General features: G+C 72.7%; 25 protein-coding genes. 21 read left to right on the forward strand and 4 right to left on the reverse strand.

The genetic code is table 11. The annotated features are described in order from the left end of the window. From ABD340_RS20705 to ABD340_RS20760, 12 genes are all read left to right on the forward strand, one after another. Window positions 1-2,168, forward strand: a 2,168-nt coding sequence (locus tag ABD340_RS20705; protein ID WP_344590843.1) for an ATP-dependent Clp protease ATP-binding subunit, incomplete at its 5' end; no start/stop codon positions are given. Between the two features lie 20 nt (window positions 2,169-2,188). After that, window positions 2,189-2,770 (forward strand): hypothetical protein, encoded by a 582-nt coding sequence (locus ABD340_RS20710; protein ID WP_344590845.1) that lies wholly within the window; start codon window positions 2,189-2,191, stop codon window positions 2,768-2,770. A 341-nt stretch (window positions 2,771-3,111) separates the two neighbouring features. Continuing rightward, on the forward strand, window positions 3,112-4,149 hold the full coding sequence (locus ABD340_RS20715) for a 2-oxoglutarate and iron-dependent oxygenase domain-containing protein (RefSeq protein ID WP_344590846.1): 1,038 nt from the start codon (window positions 3,112-3,114) through the stop codon (window positions 4,147-4,149). A gap of 25 nt (window positions 4,150-4,174) precedes the next feature. Beyond that, window positions 4,175-5,392: a sensor histidine kinase gene (locus ABD340_RS20720; RefSeq protein WP_344590848.1), complete on the forward strand. Its 1,218-nt coding sequence runs from the start codon at window positions 4,175-4,177 to the stop codon at window positions 5,390-5,392. 86 nt (window positions 5,393-5,478) lie between these two features. Further along, on the forward strand, window positions 5,479-6,261 hold the full coding sequence (locus tag ABD340_RS20725) for a LytR/AlgR family response regulator transcription factor (protein ID WP_344590984.1): 783 nt from the start codon (window positions 5,479-5,481) through the stop codon (window positions 6,259-6,261). Further along, window positions 6,258-6,704: a DUF485 domain-containing protein gene (locus tag ABD340_RS20730; RefSeq protein ID WP_344590849.1), complete on the forward strand. Its 447-nt coding sequence runs from the start codon at window positions 6,258-6,260 to the stop codon at window positions 6,702-6,704. Before ABD340_RS20725 ends, ABD340_RS20730 begins: the two co-directional genes overlap by 4 nt. A 6-nt stretch (window positions 6,705-6,710) precedes the next feature. Further along, a complete protein-coding gene (locus ABD340_RS20735; RefSeq protein ID WP_344590851.1) occupies window positions 6,711-8,444 on the forward strand; it encodes a sodium/solute symporter in 1,734 nt (577 codons plus the stop codon). Window positions 8,445-8,616: 172 nt separating this feature from the next. Further along, on the forward strand, window positions 8,617-8,952 hold the full coding sequence (locus ABD340_RS20740) for a DUF485 domain-containing protein (protein WP_344590853.1): 336 nt from the start codon (window positions 8,617-8,619) through the stop codon (window positions 8,950-8,952). Then, window positions 8,949-10,559 (forward strand): solute symporter family protein, encoded by a 1,611-nt coding sequence (locus ABD340_RS20745; protein ID WP_344590854.1) that lies wholly within the window; start codon window positions 8,949-8,951, stop codon window positions 10,557-10,559. The genes ABD340_RS20740 and ABD340_RS20745 overlap by 4 nt, the downstream gene beginning before the upstream one ends. 187 nt (window positions 10,560-10,746) lie before the next feature. Beyond that, a complete protein-coding gene (locus ABD340_RS20750) occupies window positions 10,747-10,884 on the forward strand; it encodes a hypothetical protein (protein ID WP_344590856.1) in 138 nt (45 codons plus the stop codon). Between the two features lie 72 nt (window positions 10,885-10,956). Then, window positions 10,957-11,181 carry a hypothetical protein gene (locus ABD340_RS20755; RefSeq protein WP_344590858.1) on the forward strand — a complete coding sequence of 75 codons (225 nt, stop codon included), beginning with the start codon at window positions 10,957-10,959 and terminating at the stop codon, window positions 11,179-11,181. A 57-nt stretch (window positions 11,182-11,238) separates the two neighbouring features. Further along, complete coding sequence (locus tag ABD340_RS20760; RefSeq protein WP_344590860.1) at window positions 11,239-12,858, forward strand: hypothetical protein; 1,620 nt, start codon at window positions 11,239-11,241, stop codon at window positions 12,856-12,858. On the opposite strand, the gene ABD340_RS20765 is transcribed toward ABD340_RS20760, so the two are convergent. From ABD340_RS20765 to ABD340_RS20775, 3 genes are read right to left on the reverse strand one after another with little or no spacing between them, the layout of a single operon-like run. Beyond that, on the reverse strand, window positions 12,830-14,122 hold the full coding sequence (locus ABD340_RS20765; RefSeq protein WP_344590861.1) for an SDR family NAD(P)-dependent oxidoreductase: 1,293 nt from the start codon (window positions 14,120-14,122) through the stop codon (window positions 12,830-12,832). The genes ABD340_RS20760 and ABD340_RS20765 overlap by 29 nt on opposite strands. Window positions 14,123-14,143: 21 nt before the next feature. Further along, complete coding sequence (locus tag ABD340_RS20770) at window positions 14,144-15,220, reverse strand: M20 family metallopeptidase (protein ID WP_344590862.1); 1,077 nt, start codon at window positions 15,218-15,220, stop codon at window positions 14,144-14,146. After that, window positions 15,217-16,263 (reverse strand): LacI family DNA-binding transcriptional regulator, encoded by a 1,047-nt coding sequence (locus ABD340_RS20775; protein WP_344590863.1) that lies wholly within the window; start codon window positions 16,261-16,263, stop codon window positions 15,217-15,219. Before ABD340_RS20775 ends, ABD340_RS20770 begins: the two co-directional genes overlap by 4 nt. Window positions 16,264-16,410: 147 nt before the next feature. Between ABD340_RS20775 and ABD340_RS20780 the strand changes: the two genes are divergently transcribed. The 9 genes from ABD340_RS20780 to ABD340_RS20820 all read left to right on the forward strand — a co-directional run bounded on the left by ABD340_RS20780 (window position 16,411) and on the right by ABD340_RS20820 (window position 24,646). Continuing rightward, on the forward strand, window positions 16,411-17,301 hold the full coding sequence (locus ABD340_RS20780; RefSeq protein ID WP_344590865.1) for a BtpA/SgcQ family protein: 891 nt from the start codon (window positions 16,411-16,413) through the stop codon (window positions 17,299-17,301). Then, window positions 17,298-18,185 carry a carbohydrate kinase family protein gene (locus ABD340_RS20785; protein ID WP_344590867.1) on the forward strand — a complete coding sequence of 296 codons (888 nt, stop codon included), beginning with the start codon at window positions 17,298-17,300 and terminating at the stop codon, window positions 18,183-18,185. Before ABD340_RS20780 ends, ABD340_RS20785 begins: the two co-directional genes overlap by 4 nt. Further along, window positions 18,182-19,195: a substrate-binding domain-containing protein gene (locus ABD340_RS20790; protein WP_344590869.1), complete on the forward strand. Its 1,014-nt coding sequence runs from the start codon at window positions 18,182-18,184 to the stop codon at window positions 19,193-19,195. Before ABD340_RS20785 ends, ABD340_RS20790 begins: the two co-directional genes overlap by 4 nt. Before the next feature lie 3 nt (window positions 19,196-19,198). Then, window positions 19,199-19,951, forward strand: a complete 753-nt coding sequence (locus ABD340_RS20795) for an ATP-binding cassette domain-containing protein (protein WP_344590870.1) — start codon at window positions 19,199-19,201, stop codon at window positions 19,949-19,951. Beyond that, complete coding sequence (locus tag ABD340_RS20800; RefSeq protein WP_344590872.1) at window positions 19,948-20,985, forward strand: ABC transporter permease; 1,038 nt, start codon at window positions 19,948-19,950, stop codon at window positions 20,983-20,985. The genes ABD340_RS20795 and ABD340_RS20800 overlap by 4 nt, the downstream gene beginning before the upstream one ends. Further along, window positions 20,982-22,019: a phosphotriesterase family protein gene (locus ABD340_RS20805; protein ID WP_344590873.1), complete on the forward strand. Its 1,038-nt coding sequence runs from the start codon at window positions 20,982-20,984 to the stop codon at window positions 22,017-22,019. The genes ABD340_RS20800 and ABD340_RS20805 overlap by 4 nt, the downstream gene beginning before the upstream one ends. A gap of 42 nt (window positions 22,020-22,061) precedes the next feature. Then, complete coding sequence (locus tag ABD340_RS20810) at window positions 22,062-22,799, forward strand: glutamine amidotransferase (protein WP_344590875.1); 738 nt, start codon at window positions 22,062-22,064, stop codon at window positions 22,797-22,799. Beyond that, window positions 22,796-23,437: a TenA family protein gene (locus ABD340_RS20815; protein WP_344590877.1), complete on the forward strand. Its 642-nt coding sequence runs from the start codon at window positions 22,796-22,798 to the stop codon at window positions 23,435-23,437. Before ABD340_RS20810 ends, ABD340_RS20815 begins: the two co-directional genes overlap by 4 nt. Window positions 23,438-23,572: 135 nt before the next feature. After that, complete coding sequence (locus ABD340_RS20820) at window positions 23,573-24,646, forward strand: DUF6528 family protein (RefSeq protein WP_344590878.1); 1,074 nt, start codon at window positions 23,573-23,575, stop codon at window positions 24,644-24,646. A gap of 15 nt (window positions 24,647-24,661) precedes the next feature. On the opposite strand, the gene ABD340_RS20825 is transcribed toward ABD340_RS20820, so the two are convergent. Beyond that, a complete protein-coding gene (locus ABD340_RS20825) occupies window positions 24,662-25,513 on the reverse strand; it encodes a siderophore-interacting protein (protein WP_344590879.1) in 852 nt (283 codons plus the stop codon). Between the last annotated feature and the right edge of the window lie 5 nt (window positions 25,514-25,518).

A 25,518-nucleotide genomic window follows, 5' to 3' on the forward strand; every position in this document is an offset into this window, starting at 1 on the left:
TGATCCGTGAGGGTGAGGGTGTGGCGGCCCAGGTGCTGGTGAAGCTGGGTGCCGATCTGAACCGTGTGCGGCAGCAGGTCATCCAGTTGCTGCACGGTTACCAGGGCAAGGAGTCCGCTGCGCCGGGTGTTCCGTCGGAGGCGGCGCCGTCGACGTCCCTTGTGCTCGACCAGTTCGGGCGGAATCTGACGCAGGCCGCTCGTGAGGGCAAGCTGGATCCGGTGATCGGTCGGGACAAGGAGATCGAGCGGGTCATGCAGGTGCTGTCCCGCCGTACCAAGAACAACCCGGTCCTGGTCGGCGAGCCCGGTGTGGGCAAGACCGCCGTGGTCGAGGGGCTGGCGCAGAAGATCGTCAAGGGTGACATCCCCGAGACGCTCAAGGACAAGCACCTGTACACCCTGGATCTGGGTGCGCTGGTGGCGGGTTCGCGCTACCGGGGTGATTTCGAGGAGCGCCTGAAGAAGGTGCTCAAGGAGATCCGCACCCGGGGTGACATCATCCTGTTCATCGACGAGCTGCACACCCTCGTGGGCGCGGGCGCCGCCGAGGGCGCGATCGACGCGGCGTCGATCCTGAAGCCCCCTCTCGCGCGGGGCGAGCTGCAGACGATCGGTGCGACGACGCTGGACGAGTACCGCAAGTACCTGGAGAAGGACGCGGCGCTGGAGCGGCGGTTCCAGCCGATCCAGGTGGCCGAGCCGACGTTGTCGCACACCATCGAGATCCTCAAGGGTCTGCGCGACCGGTACGAGGCCCACCACCGGGTCTCCATCACCGATGGGGCGCTGGTCGCGGCGGCGCAGCTGGCCGACCGCTACATCTCCGACCGGTTCCTGCCGGACAAGGCGATCGACCTGATCGACGAGGCCGGGTCGCGGATGCGGATCCGGCGCATGACCGCGCCGCCGGACCTGCGCGAGTACGACGAGCGGATAGCGGGCGTCCGGCTGGAGAAGGAGTCCGCGATCGATGCCCAGGACTTCGAGACGGCGGCCTCGCTCCGGGACGGCGAGAAGCAGCTCCTGGCGCAGAAGGCGCAGCGGGAGAAGGAGTGGAAGGCCGGCGACATGGACGTCGTGGCCGAGGTGACCGAGGAGCTGATCGCCGAGGTCCTGGCCACCGCGACCGGCATCCCGGTCTTCAAGCTCACCGAGGAGGAGTCGTCGCGGCTCCTGCGCATGGAGGACGAGCTGCACAAGCGCGTCATCGGCCAGGAAGAGGCGATCAAGGCCCTGTCGCAGTCGATCCGGCGGACGCGGGCGGGGTTGAAGGATCCCAAGCGTCCGGGCGGTTCGTTCATCTTCGCGGGCCCGTCGGGTGTGGGTAAGACCGAGCTGTCCAAGACCCTTGCGGAGTTCCTGTTCGGGGACGAGGACGCGCTGATCCAGCTGGACATGTCGGAGTTCATGGAGAAGCACACCGTCTCGCGGCTGTTCGGCTCCCCGCCCGGCTACGTCGGGTACGAGGAGGGCGGTCAGCTGACCGAGAAGGTGCGGCGCAAGCCGTTCTCGGTGGTGCTGTTCGACGAGATCGAGAAGGCGCACTCCGACATCTTCAACTCGCTGCTGCAGATCCTGGAGGACGGTCGGCTGACCGACGCCCAGGGCCGGGTGGTGGACTTCAAGAACACCGTGATCATCATGACGACGAACCTGGGGACGCGGGACATCTCCAAGGGGCAGTCGCTGGGCTTCGCCCGCGCCAACGACGAGCAGGGCTCGTACGAGCGGATGAAGGCCAAGGTCAACGAGGAGCTCAAGCAGCACTTCAGGCCGGAGTTCCTGAACCGGGTGGACGACACGGTGGTGTTCCACCAGCTGACGCCGAAGGAGATCATCCAGATCGTGGATCTGATGATCGCCAAGGTGGACGAGCGGCTCAAGGACCGGGACATGGGGATCGAGCTGCGGCAGGAGGCCAAGGACCTGCTGGCCGAGCGCGGGTACGACCCGGTGCTGGGCGCGCGGCCGCTGCGCCGCACGATCCAGCGCGAGATCGAGGACCAGCTCTCGGAGAAGATCCTCTACAACGAGGTCAAGGCCGGCCAGATCGTCATCGTCGGCACCCGGGGCGAGGGCGAAGAGGCCGAGTTCACCTTCAAGGGCGTGCCCAGGCCGTCCACCGTCCCGGACGTCCCGCCCGCCGCCGGGATCACCTCGCTCTGACCCGCGGAGGACGGTCCGACATGGCCGGGCGACAGGCGTTCTGGATCGACGAGCGCTACGACCGGGAGCGCGCCCGCGGCGACGCGGGCCGCTACGTGGAGCGGCTCTGGGAGAGCATCGGGGAGTTCGACGGCGCCTGGGGCGACATCGCCCCGGTCGCGTTCTGCTGCGCCGCCTGGCGGGTGGCCACCCCGCCGATCATGGAGCCGGGGTTCGTGCGCTGGCACCGGCGGATCCTGTCGGCGACGTGCGTCCGCAACACCTGGGACGGCTCGCTGACCGCCAGGGTGACGCTGGTGTCGCCGCCGCCCGCGCCGCTCACCGCCGCGCGCGACTGGTGGCGCGACCGCGGCTGGCAGGGCTGGCCCGAGATCTTCGGCCAGTTCGTCGAGCCTGCCGAGCAGGACCTGGCCAAGGCGCCGCACCTGCGCGCGACCCTCCGGGTGGACGCCCCGCTGCCGCTCGACCGCCTCCCGGCCGCTCCAGAAGGGCCGGATCGGAAGGTGCCCGAGGCGGCGCACCGTGCCCTGGTGGTGATGGTCGGCGATCTGAACGAGCTGCTCATGCCGATCATCGCCCGACTGGAGGACGGTTCGTCCTGAGGGCCCGTCAGGGCGGGAGGGCTTCAGCGCGGAAAGCCGAGGAGCCCGGGGCGGGGAGATCGCGTCCGCCAGCGCGTTCAGGCCGCGGGCCACCTGGCGCAGCGCCGCGGCGGTCTGCTCGGGAGCCACCGGAAGAGCAGAGCAATCGATGGCGATCGCTTACCGATGGGCGCATCCGCGCCGCCGCTGGACGGTCCGGCCGCCCGTTGGACGACGCACCGGGCTCGCTGGCCGCAGGACGCCGCGGCAAGGGGTGACGCGGCGCCCCTTCCTGCGCGTAGATGGCAGGAGACAACGGCAGCGGCGGGAACCGTGCCACCCCCCAAGGAAGGGATCCCGACATGGCCGACCTGATGACCTTTCATCTTCCGGCGACCGTGCGCGGGACGCCGTCCGACCTGGATCTGGGCCGCGCCATGATCGCGGCCTGGCGGGCGGACGGGATCTTCCAGGTCGCCGCGGACGCCGTCCAGGCGCAGCGGATCGTGACCGCGATGGCGGCGGGGCGGCGGTTCTTCTCGCTGCCGCTGGAGTACAAGGCCCGGCACGTCAGCGACCTGTCCTACAGCGGGTACCTGGTGCGCGGCGGGGAGGGCGCCGCGGTCGAGGCCGACCGCTCCGAGAGCTTCACCGTGTGCAAGGACGTTCCGGCCGGGGACGCCCGGGTCCGCGAGGGGTGGCCCTGCCACGGGCCCGTGCCCTGGCCCGACCTCGAATACCGGCTGGCCATGCGGGCGTTCATGGACGTGGCCGGAGGCATCGGCGAGCGGCTGCTGCGGCTGGTCGCGCTCGGGCTCGGGCTGCCCGCGATGGACGGGCTGTCCCGGCTGACCCGCGACGGCTGGCACCACATGCGGGTGCTGCGCGTCCCCGCCCGGTCGGCGCACGCCCGGCGCGGCGTCGGCGCGCACACCGGCTACGGCCTGGTGGCCATCGCGGCCCAGGACGAGGCGGGCGGCCTCTACGTCCGTCCCCCCGTGCCAGGGGAGGCGCGGCCGCGCGACCTGCCGGAGGCCGAGGGCGGCGCGGTGATGGACGAGCACGAGCCCTGGGGCCTCGTGCGGCCCGCGCCGGGCGTCCTCACCGTGTTCCCCGGGGACATCATGCAGTTCCTGACCGGCGGGCGCCTGCGGTCGGCACCGCACAAGATCGCCCTGGCCGATCGCGAGCGGTACGCGCTGATCTACGTCCACGAGCCCGGGTTCGAGACGGTGCTGCGTCCCTTGGACGACCCCGCGGGCGACGCCGTCCACTACGGGACGTACTTCACCGACATGTTCACGCGCTGCTATCCGGACCGCGCCGCCACCCTGCGCATCCAGAAGGAGGGCGGGCAGGAGAGGCTGGAACGGCTCCGGCACGGAGCACTGCCGCGCTGACCTCCGGGCGGCGTAGCTTGACGGGATGGACGTGCTGCTCGCCGTGATCGGGACGCTGGTGCTCACCTGGGTGCCGGCCGTCCTGTGGTGGCGGTTCCGCGGGCGCGGCGGCGATCTGGGCGGGCCCGTGCGGCGCGCGACGTTCGAGACGCTGCACACCGCCTCGCGGGCCGCGCCCGCGCTGCGCGCCGGGCTGACCGAGCAGGGCGCGCAGAAGGCCGCCCGGCACCTGCGCGCGCTGCTCGGCTCCGCCGCGCTGGCGATCACCGACGGCGAGCGGCTGCTGGCCTGGGACGGCGCGCACGAGCACCATGCCGGCGAGGTGCTCGGGCACACCGAGTCCACCCTGGGAAACGGCCGCACGCACGTGCAGGACGTCGGGTGCGACCTGCTCGACTGCCCGATCCGCCGGGTCGTGGTGGTGCCGCTGACCACCGACGAGCGGGTCGTCGGCACCCTGGCGGCCTACGGCGACGAGGTCCCGGCCGGGCTGCTCCGCGCCGCCGAGGAGGTCGCCCAGTGGGTGGACGCGCAGCTCGAGCTGGCCGACCTCGACCGGTCCCGGACGCTGCTGATGGAGGCGGAGATGCGGGCGCTGCGGGCGCAGATCTCGCCGCACTTCATCTACAACTCGCTGACCACGATCGCCTCGTTCGTCCGCAGCGACCCGGAGCGGGCGCGCGAGCTGCTGCTGGAGTTCGCCGGGTTCACCCGCTACTCGTTCCGGCGGCACGGCGACTTCACGACGCTGGCCGAGGAACTGCGGTCCATCGACCGGTACCTGCTGCTGCAGCGGGCCCGGTTCGGCGAGCGGCTGCGGGTGACGCTGCGGATCGCGCCGGAGGTGCTGCCGGTCGCGGTGCCGTTCCTGTGCCTGCAACCGCTGGTGGAGAACGCCGTCCGGCACGGGCTCCAGGACCGCGCCGCGCCCGGCGTGATCACGATCGTGGCCGAGGACGCCGGGTCCGACTGCGTGATCAGCGTGGAGGACGACGGGATCGGCATGGACCCCGATGGCGTGCGGCGCCTGCTGGCGGGGGCGGACCGCGCGTCCGGCGAGGCCCCGCACAGTGGCGGGCACGGCGACGGGGAGGCGGCCGGAATCGGCCTGGCCAACGTCGACGACCGGCTCCGCCAGGTGTACGGCGACGAGTACGGGCTGGCCGTGGAGACCGGCCCCGGCGCGGGCACCAAGGTCACCCTCCGGGTGCCGAAGTACCGTCCGGGCGTCACAGCCTCATGAGGCCGCGGAGGCGGCTCGAAGGGCCGGGCGCTTGACTCGTGGGCGGCCATTGAATGGAATGTGGCGTGCGGCACAGGGAGGACGGTGTGGTGGGCCTGCGTGTCCTGGCGGTGGATGACGAGGCGCCCGCCCTGGACGACCTCGTCCATCTGCTGCGCGCCGACCCGCGGATCGGCGAGGTCGACACGGCCCGGGACGGCGCCGCGGCGCTGCGCCGGCTCGACCGCGCCCTGGCGGAGGGACGCCCGATCGCCGCGGTCTTCCTCGACATCCGGATGCCCGGCCTGGACGGCACCGTCCTCGGACGGGTGCTGGCGCAGTTCGCCAGGGCGCCGCACATCGTCTACGTCACCGCGTACGAGGGCCACGCCGTCGACGCGTTCGAGATCAAGGCGACCGACTACATCCTCAAGCCGGTCCGGCCCGAACGGCTGGCCGAGGCGATCCGGCGGGTCTCCGAAAGCGCCGACCTGGCCGGCCTTGGTGCCGGCATCGCGCCGGCCGGTGCCGGGAGCCGTCCCGCCGAGCCGGAGCCGATGCCGGTCGAGCTGGGCGGGGTCACCCGGTTCGTCGCCCCCGCCGAGGTCCTGTACGTCGAGGCGCAGGGCGACTACGCCCGCCTGCACACCCCCGGCGGCGGCAGCCACCTGGTCCGCATCCCGCTGGCCGCGCTGGAGGAGCGGTGGCGCGCGGCCGGCTTCGTCCGGGTGCACCGCAGCCACCTGGTCGCGCTGTCGGCGATCGAGGAGCTGCGGCTGGACTCGGGCCGCTGCACGATCCTGGTCGGCGGCGCCGAGCTGCCGGTCAGCCGGCGGCACGTGCGCGAACTGCGCGACCTGCTGGTGCGCACCGCGAGGCGGTCCCGATGAGCGGCGAGCCGCGGGACCCGCGCGCCGAAGCCCCGTCCGGCGGTCCGGCCGGCCCGGACGGTCCCGCGCCGGGCCGGGTCCTGGTGACCGGCCCGCGCACCCGCGCCGCCCGCCGCCCCCGCTACCCGGTCACCCGCGAGATCGACGAGCAGACCGGCCTCGGCGAGGCGTACATGCGCTCCCTCGTCCGCGCTCAGCTGCGCCTGGCGGTACGGCTCTGCCTGGTGCTGGCCGCCGTCGTGTTCGGACTGCCCGCGCTGTTCGCGCTGTTCCCCGACCTGCGCGTCCAGCGGCCGCTCGGGCTGCCGCTGGCCTGGGTGGTGCTGGCCGGGCTCGTCTACCCCTGGTTCGTCGTCTGCGGCTGGTGGTACGTCCGCCAGGCCGAGCGCAACGAACGGGACTTCGCCGAACTGGTCGACCGTGCGCCCGGCGAAGACCGCTGACCGCCGATGACCGCCGCGTACGGGCTCGCCGGGGTGGTACTGGTCGTCGCGGCCACCGTCCTCGTCGGCACCCTCGGGCTGCGCATCTCCCGCACCACCTCCGACTTCTACGTCGCCTCCCGCACCGTCACCCCGCTGCGCAACGCCTCGGCGATCGGCGGCGAGTACCTCTCGGCCGCCTCGTTCCTCGGCATCGCCGGGCTGATCCTGGCCTACGGCGCCGACATGCTGTGGCTCCCGGTCGGCTGGACCGGCGGCTACCTGGTCCTGCTGGTGCTGGTGTCGGCGCCGCTGCGCCGCTCCGGCGCCTACACGCTGCCCGACTTCGCCGAGGCGCGGCTGGAGTCGATGACCGTCCGCCGCGTCACCAGCGTGCTGGTCGTGCTGATCGGATGGCTGTACCTGCTGCCGCAGTTCCAGAGCGCCGGGCTGGTGCTGCGCACGGTCGTGGGCGCGCCGCTGTGGACGGGCGGCGTGCTGATCGCCGTGGTCGTCGCGGTCAACGTGCTGGTCGGCGGGATGCGCAGCATCACCATGGTCCAGGCGTTCCAGTACTGGCTGAAGCTCACCGCCCTGGCCGTCCCGCTGATCTTCCTGCTGCTGGCCTGGCGGTACGACGGGGCGCCCGGACTGTCGTCCCGCGACGCCCCGCCCCGCTTCGCCGACCGCACCGCCGTGTCCGTCGGCGCCGCCGTCACGGTCGAGGTCGTCATGCCCGTCCGGGTGACCGCGGACGGCCGGGTGGACGGCCGCGCCCACGACCGCGCCGCGCTCACCCTGACGCCCGGCCGGCACCGGGTGGAGAAGGACACGACGCTCACCTTCCCGGCCGGCGCCGACGTGCCGCACGTGACCGGGACGCCCAGCCGCACCGACCGGGAGTGGGCGATGCCGCTGGCCGGCCGCGACCACTCCCTCTACGCCACCTACTCGCTGATCCTCGCCACGTTCCTGGGCACGATGGGCCTCCCGCACGTCCTGGTGCGCTTCTACACCAACCCCGACGGCAGGGCCGCGCGCCGCACCACCGTCCTGGTGCTGTCGCTGCTCGGCGCGTTCTACCTGCTGCCCGCCTTGTACGGCTCGCTCGGCCGCCTCTACACGCCCGAGCTGCTGATGACCGGGCGCACCGACGCCGTCGTCCTCACCCTCCCCGGGCGGCTCGTCGGCGGGCTCGGCGGCGACCTGCTCGGCGCGCTGGTGACCGGCGGCGCGGTCGCGGCGTTCCTGTCCACCTCCTCGGGGATCACCGTCTCGGTCGCCGGGGTGCTCGCCCAGGACATCCTGCGCGGCGGGATCCGCTCGTTCCGGGCCGCGACGCTGCTGGCCCTGGCCGTGCCGCTGGGCTGGGCGATCGCGGCCCGCTCGCTGGCCGTCGCCGACGTGGTCGGGCTGGCGTTCGCGGTCGCGGCCTCCACCTTCTGCCCGCTGCTGGTGCTGGGGGTGTGGTGGCGGCGGCTGACCGTGCCGGGCGCGCTGGCCGGGCTGGTCACCGGCGGCGCGCTGGCGGGCGCGGCGGTGGCCGTCACCATCGCCGCCGGGCCGCCGGACGGGCTGCCGGGGGCGCTGCTGGCCCAGCCCGCCGCGTGGACCGTCCCGGTCGCGTTCGCCGTCATGATCGTCGTCTCCTGGTGCACGCCCGGCCGGGTGCCGCCGGGCGTGGGACGGATGATGGTGCGGCTGCACACCCCCGAGTCGCTGGACGTCGACCGGGGGACATGGCGCCCCAAACGGGTCTGAATCCCAGCAAACCGGTCGCCGTTCACCGCGCCAGGAGGACCGTTCGTCGACGCGACGAGCGGCCAGGCGCCGGTGAACGGCGCCTGGCCGCAGCCCGGCGCCGCGCCCCTCGCCCGTCCCGACCACGGCTCTTACGGTGGCGCGTGACCGGCGTCACAACCAAGGAGGGGTCGTGTCCGTCGAACACCGCACCCCCGGCACCGTCTACGAACGGTTCCAGGGCAGTACCGAGTTCCAGGAGCTGCGGCGCAGGTTCCGCCGCTTCGCGTTCCCGATGACCGCCGCGTTCCTCGCCTGGTACCTGCTGTACGTCGTCATGTCGGGCTGGGCGCGCGACTTCATGGGCACCCAGGTCGTCGGCTTCATCAACGTGGCGCTGGTCTTCGGGTTGCTGCAGTTCGTGTCGACCTTCCTCATCGCCTGGCTGTACGCGCGGCACGCCGAGCGCAGCCTGGACCCGCTCGCCGATGAGGTGCGCACCGCGATCGAGGCGGAGGACGCCCGATGAGCCACGAGACCCTGGCGATCGTCCTGTTCCTGGCGTTCGTTGCCGGCACCCTGGTCATCACCGTCTGGGCCAGCCGGAACACCAAGGACGCCACCGACTTCTACGCCGGCGGCCGCTCGTTCTCCGGCGTGCAGAACGGCCTGGCCATCGGCGGCGACTACATGTCCGCCGCCTCGTTCCTGGGCATCGCCGGGCTGATCGCGCTGTACGGCTACGACGGCTTCCTGTACTCGATCGGCTTCCTGGTCGCCTGGCTGGTGGCCCTGCTCCTGGTCGCCGAGCTGCTGCGGAACTCCGGCCGGTTCACGATGGCCGACGTGCTGGCGTTCCGGATGAGCCCGCGGCCCGTCCGCACCGCGGCCGGCGTCTCCACCATCGCCGTGTCGATCTTCTACCTGCTGGCCCAGATGGTCGGCGCCGGCGCCCTGGTCGCGCTGCTGTTCGGCTTCACCGGCGACTTCGCCAAGGCCGCCACCATCGTCCTGGTCGGCACCCTCATGATCATCTATGTGGTGGTCGGCGGGATGAAGGGCACCACCTGGGTGCAGATCGTCAAGGCCGTGCTGCTCATGGGCGGCGCGACCCTGGTGACCGTCCTGGTCCTGGGCGAGTTCGGGTTCAACCTCTCCACCCTGCTGCGCGACGCCGCCCAGCAGAGCGGCAAGTCCGGCGCGTTCCTGGAGCCCGGCCTCCGGTACGCCACCGAGGCGCAGGGCCTGACCGGCAAGCTCGACCTGATCAGCCTGGGCCTGGCGCTGGTGCTGGGCACGGCCGGGCTGCCGCACATCCTGATCCGCTTCTACACCGTCCCGACCGCCCGCGACGCCCGCAAGTCGGTGCTGTGGGGGATCGGCATCATCGGCGCGTTCTACCTGCTCACCCTGGTGCTGGGCTTCGGCGCCGCCGCGCTGGTCGGCACCAAGGACATCGCCGCCGCCAACCCGGCGGGCAACACCGCGGCACCGCAGCTCGCCCAGCGCATCGGGGAACTGGTCTTCGGCGAGGCGGGCGGCACCATCCTGCTGGCCGTCATCGCCGCCGTCGCCTTCGCCACCATCCTCGCGGTCGTGGCCGGGCTGACCCTGGCCTCCTCGTCGTCGTTCGCGCACGACCTGTACGCGCACGTGATCAAGAAGGGCAAGGCCACCGAGCGCGACGAGGTCCGCGTCGCCCGCATCTCCGCCCTGGTCATCGGCGCCGTCGCGATCGTCCTGGGCATCTACGCCCAGCGCCTGAACGTGGCCTTCCTGGTCGCCCTCGCCTTCGCGGTCGCCGCATCCGGGAACCTGCCCGCCATCCTCTACAGCCTGTTCTGGAGGCGGTTCAACACCGCCGGCGCGGTCGCCGCCATCTACGGCGGCCTCGGCTCGGCGATCCTCCTGGTGATCTTCTCTCCGGTCGTGTCCGGTTCGGAGAAGGCCCTGTTCACCGGCGCCGACTTCAGCTGGTTCCCGCTGGAGAACCCGGGCATCGTCTCCATCCCGTTCGGCTTCCTGTGCGGCTGGCTCGGCACCGTGCTGAGCAAGGAGTCCAACGCCGCCAAGTACGCCGAGATAGAGGTCCGCTCCCTCACCGGCGCGGGCGCGGAGGGAGCCGCCAAGCACTGAGCGAGACCCCGCGCGGGCAACCCCCCAGCGCCCGGTTCCCGCGCGGCCCGGCCCCGTCCCACCGCCCCGGGACGGGGCCGCCCCCGTCCTGTCGCGTCTGTCCGACGCGGCGAAGGAGACCCTGGAGCAGGGAGCGGTCGAGGGAGAGGTCCGGGGAGAGATCAAAGGCGAGATCAAACTCCTGCTCATGTGCCTGTCTCAGCGCGGGCTGGAGCTCTCGGAAGAGCAGCGGGAGCGGATCACCTCGTGTGAGGAGCCTGACCGAATAGAACGGTGGTTCCAGCGGGCGCTGGAGGCCGACAGCGTCGAGCAGGTCTTCGACTGACCCCAAGGCGGTGAGCTTGGCGACGTGACGTCGCCTCTGTTCGACGTGGCGAAGTAGATACTGGAGCAGATTATGGAGCCGGGCACCTGGTGGTCCGAGAGCGACTATGCGCGCCAGTACTACAAAGGCATGGTCAAGGGCGGAATCTCCTGCCTGCTCATTTACTTTTCGGAGTTCGGGCTGGAGCTCTCGGAGGAGCAGCGGGAGCGGATCACTTCGTGTGAGGATTATGACCAGCTGAAGCGGTGGTTTCAGCGGGCGCTGAAGGGCGATAGCGTCGAGCAGATCTTCGGCTGATCCCGGGGCGTCCGACCGTTTCGCGTGATCGGGGCGGGTTCAGTACGGTTTCGCCTTGTGACCCCCCAGCGTAAGCTTCGCAAAGGCCAGACGTTCACCAAGGCGCGCAACTTCGCCGGTTGCACGGCGGGGTTGCTGCGTTTCGCCACGCCCGGTGAGGTGGACGTGCTGCTCGGTCGTCTCCCCGAACAGTACGTTCGCCACGCCTTGTACAGCCACGGGATGCCCAACCGGGTGGTCATGGAGGCGGTGCTGCGGGGGCGCAAGTCCGGGCAGATCGACTGGCTGGTGAAGCAGGCGCTGTTGCGTGACGAACCGTCCGAACTGCTGGGACGGCTGCTCGACCTGGACGATCCGAAGGTCAACGAGGCGCTGCTGACCGCCGAGAGCAGGCGGACCCGCATCCCGCGCAACCTGCGGCGCCAGCTGGCCCACCAGACCTCGCGGCGGGACGGTGTCACGCCCCTGCCGTTGCCCGCGGAGCTGCGGGAGCTGCTGCTGGCCGGGCATCGGAGGCAGGAGCCGCTCGACCACGCGATGCTGCACGCGGCCGATCCCGATCTGGCGGGAAACGCGCTGCGGTTCCTCGGCGCGGGCGCCGACCCGCACGGGGCCGTGCGGGCCTGTCGGACGCTGCTGGACGCCGGGCGGGACGAGGAGGTCGCCGAGCTGGTGGAGCTGGGCCGGCTGCCCGCGCTCCGGTGGGGGCCGGGCGAGGCGGAGCCCAGCGTGCTCGCCTACGCGCAGGCCGCGATCACCAGCCCGGAGGGCGCACGGCGGCTGCGTGAACTGTCGGAACGGGTGCGGAGGCCGGAGTTCCTGCGCTCGGTCGACGAGATCGCCGACAGCGACGGCTGCGAGCCGTGGCGGAGTGAGCCGCTGGTCCCCACCGTCGTGAACCGCCGTCACGCCTCCGTTCCGCGGGTGGACTGGAACGCTGTGCTGGAGGAGCCGCGGCGGCCCTTCCCGTACCGGGTCGCGAGGTTCATGGCCCTTCGGACCGACGTCCCCCTGGAACTGCACCGGATGATGGTCGAGGACCATCCGGAGCTGGCGGCCCTCATCGCCGATCCCGCCCCCGAGTTGCTGGCCGACCTGTGCGCGCGGGGCGCGCGGCCGGGCGCGGAGGTCATGCTCAAGGTCGCCGGGAACGGGCTGGTCGCGGGCACGATCAGCGCCGGGTTCGTGGTCCAGACGGTGCCGGAGGAGGCGCTGGAGGTGATCGCCGAATCGCTGTGGCTGCCCGGGCTGCGGGGGACCGCGGAGATCAGGGCGCTGCTCGGACGGTCCGGGGACGTGCCCCTGTCCCCGGTGTTCGTGGAGGAGACCGGCCAGGGGCGGGTCCGGCGGCTGCGGAGGCCCGGGGTGCGGTCGCACTGGGACCCGGGCCTGGCATACGGTCCAGCGGTCGTCGAGCTGATGCGGCAGGGGCCGCTCACCGCAGACGACGTCCTGTCCAAGGTGGACGCCGACGCGGTCCTCGCACCCACGGACGGCGGGCTGCCCGATCCGCGGGTGCTGCGGCGGTTGGCCGAGCACGTCCACGAGAACCTGGGCGGCCGCCCGGAGGCGTGGACGGTGGCGCTGAAGCTGCTCGCGGACGGCTTCGTCGGCTCGCTGCGCAAGCTGATCGTGACCGCGGGTTCGGTCACCAGGGAGCGGCCCGGTAGTCCTTGAGCAGGCAGCCGTGCGGCGGGTCGCCGTCGCGTTCGCCGCGCACGATCGGGTCGTAGATCCGGGCCGCCGCGTCGACGACGTCCAGCGGCGGCCGGAACCCGGAGGCGGCCCGGCGCTCCCGGTCGGGCCCGGGCTGCTGGTCGGTGAACCAGCCCGGGTCGACGCTGGTGACGTGGACGCCGCGGGCGGCCAGCTCGGACGCGCTGGTGCGGGTCAGCATGTTGAGCGCGGCCTTGGCCATGTTGGTGTGCGGATGCTCGGGGCCCTTCCAGTGCCGGTCGAACTGGCCCTCGACGGCGGACACGTTCACCACGTACCGGCGGGGGTGCGGGGAGCGCTCCAGTAGCGGTCGCAGCCGTCCCAGCAGCAGGAACGGCGCGGTGACGTTGATGAGCTGCACTTCCAGGAGCTCGACCGGGTCGATCTCGTGCACCAGCCGGGTCCAGGAGTTGTCCGGGGACGGGTCGGGGAGGAGGCCGGCCACGTCCAGCGTTCCCGACCGGGTGGCGACCGGCGGCGGGCCGGCGGCCAGCGCGGGCGCGGCGGCGCCCTCGCCCGCCAGCAGCGCGGCGTACGACTCGGGCGGGTGCCGCAGGGTCTGCGCGGCGAGGTTGACCAGGATGTCGAGGGGCTCCCCGGCGGCGTTCAGCTCGTCGCACCAGCGGACGAGGCCGGGGATGTCGCGCAGGTCCATGCCGGTGAGGGTGAGCCGGTCCCACCACGCGTCGCGGTCGGGCACCTCGGCGAACCGGCGGCGCGCGTCCGCGGGGAAGCGGGTGACGGCGGTGACGGCGGCGCCGTCCCGCAGCATCTTCAGGACCAGCTCGAACCCGGCCTTCACCCGCCCGCCGGTGACGATCGCGCGGCGTCCGGCGAGGTCGGCGCGGGCGTTGCGGTGCTCGTGGTGCTCCTCGGCGCACGGCGGGCACAGCCGGTGGTAGAAGGCGTCGGCCTCGGCGAAGTGGGCCTTGCAGACGTAGCAGCTCCGCAGGCCGCCGAGCGGCGTGCGCGCTCGTTCGACCACGGCCGGGGGAGCGGCAGGGACGCCCTCTTCGCGGTCGGCGGCGCCGGTGGCGGTGGCGGCAAGGACGGCGGCGTCGGCGGCGGCGCGGCGGCGCCGTTCCAGGGCCCGGCTCCGCTCGCGGGTGCGCTTGGTGAACGCGGCGACCGCCTTCCGCACCCGTTCCAGGTCAGGGTCGCCGTCGGGCGCGGCGGCCAGCTCCTCCAGGACGCGCAGGCAGGTCCGCACATCGTCGTCGCGCATGGACGCCATTAAATCGGGTGGTCACCGGTGCGACAGCAGGAGCCGGTGGAGGGCGCCGGCGCACGCCTCGATGTTGGCGACCGAGCAGGTCTCGTCGGTGACGTGCGCCTGGTCGGGGTCGCCCGGGCCGTACACGACCACGGCCGGGCCGCCCAGCTTGGCCGTCAGGACGGAGGCGTCGGTGAAGTAGGTCGCGTACGCGGGCGGTTCCGCCGACGAGCCCGGCACCAGGGTCTCCAGCACCGCGCCGAGACCGGGAGCGGCGGGGTCGGTGGCGACGCCCGGCAGGTCCAGGACCCGCTCGATCTCGACGCCGGGCCCGCACAGCCGGGAGATCTCGGCGACCGCCTCGTCCGAGCCGAAGCCCGGGATCGTGCGGACGTCCAGGAGCATCTCGGCGCGGTCGGGCACCAGGTTGGGCTGGACGCCCGAGTGGAAGGTGCCCACGTTCACCGTGGCCCGGCCGTGCGCGGGGCTCTCCGGCCAGGCGTCGTGCCCGTGGACGCGCAGCGCGGCGGCCGCGAGCCCGGCGATCGCGTTGCGGCCAAGCTCGGGCCGCGAGCCGTGCGCCGACACGCCGCGCGCGGTCGCCCGCAGCCACAGCGCGCCCTTGTGGCCCAGCACGATCCGGTTGCCGGTCGGCTCCGCCACCAGCAGCAGCCCGGCCGGATCGAGCAGCGCCGGGTCGATCCGCGCGGCACCGTCGCAGCCGGTCTCCTCGCCGAAGGTGAAGACCAGCTGGAGGCCGTCGGGGCGTTCGCGTACGGCCGCCGCGACCTGGGCGGCCACCCCGGCCTTCATGTCGCTGCCGCCGCGTCCCAGCAGCCGCCCGTCGCGGATCTCGCCGCTCATCGGGTCGAACGACCACTCCGCTTCGTCTGCCGGGACGGTGTCCAGATGCCCGGTGAAGGTGATTCCGGGACGGCCGCGGCGCGCGACGAGGTTGGCGCGGCCCTCGACCGGCTCGTCCACCCGCACCTCGAACCCGGCGCCGTCCAGGATGTCGGCGAGCAGGTCGGCCGCGCGCCGTTCCCCGCCCCCGCGGGTGTCCAGCCGGACGAGCCGCTGCGCGAGCCCGACGGGGTCGACGTCGTTCATTCCGGACCTCCCGCCCGAGTGCTGTCCCTGACCACCAGCCGGGGCACCAGCGCGATGTGCGCGCGGGGGCCCGGTGCGGCATCGCCGGCCGCGGCGGCCAGCAGCCGGACCGCCTCGGCGGCGATCCGGTCGCGCGGCTGGTCGACCGTGGTCAGCGCGGGTTCGCCGAGCCGCGCGAACTCGATGTTGTCGAACCCGGTGACCTGGACCCGGCCCGGCACGTCGATGCGGTGGGCCCGGCAGGCCCGGGTGACGCCGAGCGCGATCAGGTCGTCGGCGCACACGATCGCGTCCGGCGGGCCGCCGGGTGCGGCGGCGAGCGCGGCCACGGCGGCCTCGCCCCATTCGACCGAGTAGTCGCCGAGCAGGATCCACTCGTCCCGGACGGCCATGCCGAGGTCGGCGGCGCGGCGGCGGAAGCCCTCCAGCCGCTGCTCGCTGGAGGAGTTGGTGAGCCGCGACCCGGCGAAGGCGGCCGAGCGGGCGCCGCCCGCGTGCAGATGGTCGATGACCTGGCGCATCGCGGCGATGTCGTCCACGCCCACCCAGTCGGTGTCGGTGCCGCCGACGAACCGGTCCAGCTGCACCAGCGGCAGCCGGTCGGCGGTCTCCTGGACGGCCGGCCCGCTCTCGGTGCCGTGGCTGGGGCTGACGATGATGCCGTCGACGTTGCGCGCCGCGAGCGAGGCCAGCCGCCGCGCCTCGACCCGGGGGTCGGACTGCGCGTCGCACAGGAACAGTTCTTTGCCGTCGCGGCCGAGCGCGTGCTCGACGCTCTCCACGAGGGAGGTGAAGAACGGGTTGGTGATGCTCGGGACGACCATGCCGACGGTGTCGGTGCGGCTGTTGCGCAGCGCTCGGGCGATGGAGTTCACCTGGTAGCCGAGGGCGTCGGCGGCGTGCTGGACGCGGCGCCGCATCTCCGCCGAGACCTGGCCCCGGCCGGACAGGACGCGCGACACCGTCGCGGTCGACACCCCGGCGCGCTCGGCGACCTCGGAGATCGTGACCCGTCCGCCGTTGCCCCCGCGACGCTGCTGCAATCGTTTACCTCTCTGAACCGGCGCGCACCGGGGACGCCGCCGCCCGACCTCGATTGGTGCCGAGTATAGACCTTGACGGCCTTGGGATATGTACCTACGGTTCATTCAAACTTCGACTGCAAACGATTACAGCAACAGGAGCAGCGAATGACCGAGACCCCGGGGAGCGGGCGCACGCTGGGCGTCTTCCCGCCCAAGCCGAACGCGATCAAGGAGCTGTTCGGCACGGGCAAGGCGGTCATCGGCGCCGTCCACCTGCCCCCGCTGCCGGGCAGCCCGCACTACGAGGGCGTCCCGCTGGACGAGATCTCCGCGTTCGCGGTCGAGGAGGCCCGCGGCTACCTCGGCAACGGCTGCCACGGCGTGATCGTGGAGAACCACTGGGACATCCCCTTCCTCAAGCCCGGCGAGCACGGCTACGAGACCGCCGCCGCGATGGCCGTGGTCACCGCCCGGGTCCGCGAGTCCGCGGCGTCCGGCCGCCCGGGCGGGGGAGTGGGCGTCAGCGTGCTGTCCAACGCCGCCGAGTGCTCGATCGCCTCCGCGTGGGCGGCCGGCGCCGGATTCGTCCGGGTCAACCAGTGGGCCAACGCCTACGTCGCCAACGAGGGCATCATCGAGGGCCAGGCGGCCAGGGCCACCCGCTATCGCAGCCGGATCGGCGCCAAGCCGGTCAAGGTGTTCGCCGACGTGCACGTCAAGCACGGCGCGCACGCCATCGTCGCCGACCGCTCGCTGGCCGAGCAGACCGAGGACGCCGAGTTCTTCGACGCCGACGTGCTGATCGCCACCGGCTCCCGCACCGGCGACGCCGCGGCCCTGGACGAGGTGGCGGGCATCGCGGCGGCCACCGTGCTGCCGGTGGTCATCGGCTCCGGGATCAGCGCCGCCAACATCGGCGGGCTGCTGCCCGCCTGCGCCGGGGTGATCGTGGCGTCCTCGGTCAAGGACAACGGCCGCTGGTGGGGACGGGTCGACCCGGCCAAGGTCCGCGAGCTGACCGCGGCCGCCCGCCGGGCCGGTGCGGAACTGCCGTGATCGTGTTCTGCGGTTACGCCAACAGCGACCTGACGGTCAGCGTCCCCGTGCTGCCCGGCGCCGGCGCCCGCGTCCAGGCCACCCGGCTGCACCGCGGCGACGGCGGCATGGGCGCCAACGCCGCCGCGGCCGCCGCCCGGGCCGGCGCCGAGGTCCGGTTCGCCGGGGTCGTGGGCGGCGACGCGCTGAGCGGGGCGTTCCTGGACGCCCTCGCCCGCGACGGCGTCGACGTCTCCTGGACGGCACGCACCGGCACCCTCACCACCTCGGTCATCCTGCTCACCCCCGACGGGGAACGTTCCATCATCAGCCAGGACGACGACCTCGGCACCGCGCACGTCGCCGGGACCGTCCGCGCCGCGGCCCGCGCGGGGGCCGGGCTGCTCTACCTGGACGGCTACCGCTTCCCCGACGCCGCCGCCGCGTTCACCGGCGGGGTCCCGTTCCCGGTGCTGGTAGACCTGGACGGAGCCGACACCGCCGCGGCGGCGCTGGCGGCGCTGCAGGTCGCCGACCACGTGATCGTCGGCCGCGCCCAGGCCGCCGGGCTGCTGGGCGACGACGCCGAGCTGGCCGCGGCGGCCGCCGCGAACGGCGTCCACCTGGTCGTCACCGACGGGCCGCGCGGCTGGACGCTGCTCACCCCGTCCGGCGGGCGGCACGACGGCCGGGCGCTCGCCGTCACCACCGTCGACGCCACCGGGGCCGGCGACTGCTTCGCCGGAAGCTACGCCGCCGAGCTCGACCGCGGCGCGCCCCCGGCGGAGGCGGCCCGGTTCGCCGCCGTCGCCGCCGGGCTGTCCTGCACCCGGCCCGGGGCACGGGACGGGCTGCCGTCCCGTACCGCCGTACTGAACACCCTCTCGAAGGAGGCCGGCCGATGAAACGAACGGTGGCGGTCCTGGTGGCGCTCGGCCTGGCGGCCTCGGCGACCGTGGGCTGCGACGTCCAGGCCCGCAAGGAGATCGCGGCGGAGAAGAAGGCGCGGCAGGCCGGGCCGCCCGGGCCGAAGCGGGTCGCCCAGGGCTGCAAGGTGCGGGGCCGGGCGCCCCGGATCGGGATCGTCCCGATCAACCTGCAGGCGCTGTTCTTCAACCAGATCAACTCCGGGGCCAAGACGGTGGCGGCCAAGGCCGGCGCGCAGGTCCAGATCGTCAACGGCAACGACGACTCCACCACCCAGGCCAACGCGATCGACGACCTGGTCGCCAACCGGTACGACGCGATCATCGTGGACGCGGTCGACACCGAGGGCATCAAGCCCGCCGTCCGGCGCGCGCACGCCGCCGGGATCCCGGTCGTCGCGGTGGACGCCACCGTGGCCGATCCCGCCGTCTCCACCCAGGTCGGCACCGCCAACGCCAAGGGCGGGCAGCAGCTCGGCGAGCACCTGGCGAAGCTGACCGGAGGCAAGGGCGGCATCGGCATCGTCGGCGCGCTCAACAGCACCATCCAGCTGGAGCGGCAGAAGGGCTTCACCGACACCGCCACCGCCCGCGGAATGAAGATCAAGACGGTGGTGGACGGCCGCAACATCCAGGAGAACGCCCAGACCGCGGCCGAGAACCTGCTCACCGGCAACCCCGACCTGCCCTACGCGTACGCGACCGGGGAGCCCGCGCTGGTCGGCCTGGCCGCCGCGGTCAGCTCCCAGCAGCGCACCGGGAACGTCAAGGTCGTGGGCTGGGACCTGTCCACGCAGGCGGTGGACGGGCTGCGGGCCGGCTGGATCGTGGGGGTCGTCCAGCAGAACACTTTCGAGTTCGGCTACGCGGCCATGAACTCGGCGATCGACCTGGCCTGCGGCCGCACCCCGCCCAAGGACGTGCCGGTGCCGACCCAGATCGTCACGCCGGACAACGTGCGGGACTACCTGTACTACCTGGAGAAGTGAGCCATGAGTGACACGCCGCTGGTGAGCCTGCGCGGCATCACCAAGTCGTTCGGCGCGGTGCAGTCCCTGCGCGGCGTCGACCTGACGCTGCACGAGGGCGAGGTGCTCGGCCTGGTCGGCGACAACGGGGCCGGGAAGTCGACCCTGATGAAGGTGCTGGCGGGCGCGCTGCGGCACGACGCCGGCACGATCGCCGTGGCCGGCCGCGAGGTCCGCTTCGGCAGCCCCGCCGACGCCCGGGCCGAGCGGATCGGGATCGTCTACCAGGACCTGGCGCTGTGCGACACCCTCGATGTCGGCAGCAACCTGTTCCTGGGCCGCGAGCCGCGGCGCGGGCCGTTCGTCGACCGCCGCGAGATGCACCGCAGGGCCGCCGAGATGCTGTCCGACCTGCACGTGCGGGTGCGCTCCACGCACCAGGAGATCGGGACCCTGTCGGGCGGGCAGCGGCAGGCGGTGGCGATCGCGCGGGCGGTGTCGTTCCAGCCCCGGGTGCTGATCCTGGACGAGCCCACCGCCGCGCTGGCGGTCGCCGAGGTCCGCCAGGTGCTGAGCATGATCCGCCGCGTGGCCGCGCAGGGCGTCGGAGTCATCCTGATCACCCACCGGCTGCAGGACCTGTTCGAGGTCTGCGACCGGATCACCGTGATGTACGAGGGCCGCAGCGTGGAGGACGAGGCGGTCGCCGACCTGGACATCGAGCGGCTGGTCGCCATGATCACCCGCGCGGGCACGGAAGCGGGCGAGGCCGCGTGAGCGCTGTGCGGACCGCTTCGGCCACGGGCGCGGTGACGGCGTCGAACCCGGGTCTGTGGGAACGCGCCAACAAGGCGACGGTGGCGATGGCCGCGGTCACGGTGGCGGTGTTCCTGGGCTTCGGCGCGGCCTCCGACAACTTCCTGACCTTCACCAACCTGTCCAACCTGGCCACCCAGGTCGCGATCACGCTGATCGTGGCGGTGGCGATGACGTTCGTGATCAGCACCGGGCAGATCGATCTGTCGGTCGGCTCCACCGTCGCGTTCGTGGCCGTGTCGACCGCCGAGCTGCTCCGCGCCGGCTGGGACTCCTCGCTGGTCATCGCGGCCGGTTTGGCGGCCGGGCTGTTCTGGGGCGCGGTGAACGGCTGGCTGTCGGCGTACCAGCGGATCCCGCCGTTCATCGTCACGCTGGCCACGATGTCGGTCATCCGGGGCATCGCGCAGCTGTGGACGCAGGGCTTCTCGGTGCCCATCGACAAGCGGCTGTACGTCGCGAAGATCGGCGAGGCCGCGTTCCTCGGCTTCTCCGTGCTGGCGTGGATCGCGCTGGCGGTGGTGCTGATCGGGGCGGTGCTGCTGGCGAAGACGCGGTTCGGCACCTACGTCAACGGCATCGGCTCCCAGGAGGAGTCGGTGCGCCGCGCGGGCGTGAACACCGACCGGATCAAGATGGTCACGCTGATGCTGACCGGGCTGGCGGCGGGCGCGGCGGGCCTCCTCACCGCGGCCCGGCTGGGCTCCGGCTCGGCCAACTCCGGCGAGGGCTTCGAGCTGACCGTGATCGCAGCGGTCGTGCTGGGCGGGACCAACCTGTTCGGCGGGCGCGGCACGGTGGTCGGCACCATCATCGGCGCGCTGATCACCGGGGTGATCGCCAACGGGCTGACGCTGCTGGGGGTGAGCCCGTTCCTCACCCCGATCGTCACCGGGCTGGTGCTGATCGCCGCGATCTGGATCAACCTGCGCGGCCGCACCTTCGCCGACCTGTTCCAGCATCTGTCGGCGAGACAGGGATCCGCACGCCGATGACGGTGGCGACCGTGACCGGCCCCGTCCCCCCTGCGGGGCTCGGTCTCACCCTGACCCACGAGCACCTCTGGAACGACGTGCGCGGCGCGGTCGTCCCGCCCGCCGACTCCGGGCTGGGGTTCCTGCGCGAGGCGAGGACCTCGCCGGGGCTGGCGTGGCTGCTGCGCGAGAACCCGTACGCGTGCCTGGACCACTGCGTCCTGGACGACACGGGCGCGATGCTGGAGGACCTGGTGGCGTTCGCGGCGTCCGGCGGGGGCACGATCGTGGACGTCACCCCGGCCGGTCTGGGCCGCAGCCCCCAGGTGCTCCGCTCCCTGGCGGAGGACAGCGGACTGCGCATCGTCATGGGCTCGGGCTGGTATCTGGAGCGCTTCCACCCGCCGCACCTGGCCGCGACGCCGGAGCACGACCTGGCCGCCGAACTGGTGGCAGAGTTCGAGCACGGCGTGGACGGCACGGGAATCGCCCCAGGGGTGATCGGGGAGATCGGCGTCTCTCCGGATTTCACGCCCGCCGAGCACCATTCCCTCCGGGCGGCGGCGCGCGCGCAGCGGGAGACCGGGGTTCCCCTCTACATCCACCTGCCGGGATGGCGGCGACGTGCGCATGAGGTCCTCGACATCGTCCTAGGGGAGTACGGGGTGTCCCCAGGCGCGGTCGTCCTCTGCCACATGGACCCCTCCGGTGACGACCCCGACTACCAGAACGCGGTGGCCGACCGCGGGGTCTGGCTGGAGTTCGACATGGTCGGCATGCCGTTCCTGTATCCCGGCGAGGGCCAGTCCCCGGCTCCCCACGAGACGGCCCGCGCCGTGTGCGGGCTCGTCGAACGGGGGCACGCGGGCCGGCTCCTGCTGAGCCACGACGTGTTCCTCAAGGGGATGCTCACCCGGTACGGCGGCAACGGCTTCCGCTATGTACCGACCCTGTTCCTGCAGCGGCTCGCTGCCCTGGGCATGGCCCGAGAGGTCGCCGAGGACCTGCTGCGGGGCAATCCCGCCCGGCTGTTCGAGTCCGCGGCCGCACACTGACAGCGACAAACCAGCACAAGAGCCAGAAGGAGTGCAGAACATATGAGCCGCGTCCTCATCGCAGGCGAGAGCTGGGTCACCCAGTCCACTCACATCAAGGGCGTGGACCACTTCACCACCAGCTCGTACGTCGTCGGCGTCGAACCGCTGCGCAAGGCGTTGCGGAGCCGCGGCCATGAGGTGACGCACCTGCCGGCGCACCTGGTCCCCGCCGAGTTCCCGGCCGACCCGTCCGAATACGACGTCGTGGTCCTGTCCGACATCGGCGCGAACTCCATCCAGCTCGCCCCGGAGGTGTTCGAGCAGGCACGCCCAGGGGCCGACCGTCTCGCCAACCTCCGGGACTGGGTCTCCAACGGGGGAGGGCTGCTCATGGTCGGCGGCTACCTCTCCTTCACCGGTTTCGAAGGCAAGGCGGCGTTCCGCAACACCGTCCTGCACGAGGCGCTTCCGGTGGAGCTGCTACCAGAGGACGACCGCGTGGAGCTTCCCGCCGGGGCGAACGCCACCGTGACCGAAGCGTCCCACCCCGCACTGGGCGGGGTATCAGGGGAGTGGCCGCCACTGCTCGGCTACAACCGTGTGCGGCCCCGTCCGGAGACGACGGTCCTCGCCACCCTCAACGACGACCCGCTCGTCGCCGTCGCGGGCTACGGGCAGGGCCGTTCCGCGGTCTTCACCTCCGACTGCTCCCCGCACTGGGCGCCCGCCTCCTTCTGCGAGGACTGGGACGGCTACGCGCGGGTCTTCGGCGGCCTCGTCGAATGGCTCGCCGGATGACGCGCGCCCAGCGGCTCCTGGAATCCTGCGCCGACCCTCTGGACCGGGCCCTGGACCTTCGCTTCATCAAGGAGGTCCATACGGGCGCCGTCGGCGACCGGACCTATGCCGGCTACCTCCAGATCGAGGAGGGTTTCGTCGAGACGGCGACGCGCCTGCACGGCCTGGCGGTCTGGGACGCCCCCGATCGGGACGCCCTCGAACGCAACGCGCGCGCCGTCCATGCCCTGACCACAGAGCAGACCGACTACTTCCGCGCCGCCCGCGCGGCCTGGCCCGTCCAGGCGGACCTGAGTGCCGCCGCGCTCGCGCAAGCCGGGCGCCTGTCGGAGTACGCGCTGGACGCCGCGCGCTCCGGCGGGTACGCGGCGGTGACGACGATCCTGTTCGCCGCCGAGACGCTCTACCTCACCTGGTGCACGCGGGCGCACGAGGCCGGGACGGTACCGCCCGGCCCGATCGCGGACTGGGTCGCGCTGCACGCCCGCGACCCGTTCCGGGAAGGGGTGGCGGCCCTGGCCGCGCAGGTGGACCGGCTCACCGAGCCCGACGCGGTGCTGGCCCGGTGGTTCACCGGGATGCTGGATGCCGAGATCGCCTTCCACGACGCGCTCTACCCCGTTACGGCCATCCCATAAAGGGGGGATGACCTGCGATTTAACGGATATCACGGACAGCTTCCCGTGTCGGTCGTCCTCTGATCACCATCCGGTCCGGCTCCCGACATGTGCGGCGGCGACGCTCCTGCCACGACACCGATCGCGGGAGCGTCCATGCTGCGCCACGGCCCCATCGTCCTCGCCGGAACCGTCCTGACCGCCTCCGTCCTGGCGGCCCCCGCCCAGGCCGCCGAGCCGCCGCCCTCGCCCTCTCCCTCGCCCACGCCGCCCGGGTTCGTGCCGCGTACCGACCCGCTCCCGAACGAGCTGCGCTCGGCCCTGGCCAAGCCGTCCGCCAAGGCCGGCGGTACGTCCAAGGGCCTGGTCATCGGAGGGGACCAGGGCGGTCACAGGGTGCTGGTCCTGGACGCCGCCAAGCTGTCCTGGACGACCGCCTCCGCCAAGTGGAAGTGGAAGCCCAGCGCCTCCAACGGCTTCTCCGATGTCGCGAACGCGTGGAGCCTGCCCTCGGACGTGCGGGTGCGCAAGCTCAAGGGCAAGACCTACGTGATCGCCGCCGATTCCAAGGGCTTCCTCGGCGCGGTCGAGTACCCCTCGGGCAAGCGCCTGTGGGCCACCGACGCCGGTGCTCCCAGCAACCCGCACGCCACGGAACTGCTCCCCAACGGCAACGTCGCCGCCGCCGCGAGCACGGGCGGGTGGATCCGCGTGTACGCGGCGTCGAAGGGACGTTCGGCCTCCTCCTACACGCAGTTCAACCTCAAGGGCGGGCACGGCGTCCTGTGGGACCCCGCGCGCAAGGTGCTGTGGGCCATCGGGGACGACCACCTAGTCAGCCTCAAGGTGGGCGGCACGGCGAGCAAGCCCACGCTCAAGCAGGCCAGCAAGGTGGCGCTTCCCAGCGACGGCGGCCACGACCTCGCTCCTGTCCACGGCGACCGCGACCGTCTTTGGATCACCACCAACTACGGCGTCTACCAGTACGTGAAGTCCAAGAAGAACTACACGACCACCTACAAGTACGCCGCGGACGTCAACAGGCCGATCGTGAAGGCCGTGGGGAACAACCCCTCGACCAAGCAGGTCGTGCTGACCCGTCCCAAGCAGGGCTGCGCCACGACCTGGTGCACCGACACCGCCGAGTTCTTCGGCAGCTCCAACGCCACCAGGAAGCTCTCGGGCGCCCAGTTCTACAAGGTCCGCTGGTTCGAGGCCGCCTACCAGTAGCGGCCTGCCGGCGGGTCACTCCTCGGTGTGGGGAGTCCCGCCGGCCAGGACCTCGGCGAGCAGGTCCTCCTCGGCGGCGCCGCGGCGCCAGTAGCCGGTGAAGCAGATCGCCCTGCGGTCGAGGCCGCGGTCGTTCACCAAGTGGCGGCGCAGCGTCCGGGTGGTCTTGGCCTCGCCCGCGAGCCAGGCGTACGGGGTCCCGGGCGGGAAGCTCGCGGCCGGCAGCGCCGTGGCCAGGCCGCCGCCCGCGTCCCGTACCAGCCAGGTCACCTCGGCGCCGGCGGGCAGGTCGTACCCGTCGGCGTCGGCCCGGCAGGGCACCTCGACCCAGGCCCGCGCGGGCAGGCCCGACGGCAGCGCCTCCAGGATGCCGCCGATCGCGGGCAGCGCGGTCTCGTCGCCCGCGATGAGCACCCAGTCGGCCGACGGCGGCGGCCGGAAGTCCACCCCGGCGTTGTCGGCCGCGGTCGGCCCGAGGACGGCGACCCGGTCGCCGGGACGGGCCGCGGCCGCCCAGCGCGTGGCCGGCCCGCCGTCACCGTGCAGCGCGAAGTCGACCTCAAGGAGCCCCGGCCGCTGCCGCCGCACCGTGTACGAGCGCATGATCCCGCGCTCGGCCGGGTCCATCTCCCGCCACGCGGCGAACCAGGAGTCGCCGGCCGCCGCCGGGACGCGCGGCGCGTCCTGGTGCGGGTGCGGCAGGAACAGCTTGACGCGCTGGTCGCGGCCGCCGGAGGCGAACCCCCGCATGCCCCCGCCGCCCAGGGTGACGCGCAGCATCGTGGGGGTGAGGCGTTCGGTCCCGATGACCTGGAGGTCGAAGAAGATGAAGGGGGCGGCGGCGCTCTCGGTGGTGCCCGTGCTCACGAGTC

It is taken from the genome of Actinomadura vinacea, assembly GCF_039532545.1.
In the GTDB taxonomy this organism is placed as follows: Bacteria; Actinomycetota; Actinomycetes; order Streptosporangiales; family Streptosporangiaceae; genus Spirillospora; species Spirillospora vinacea.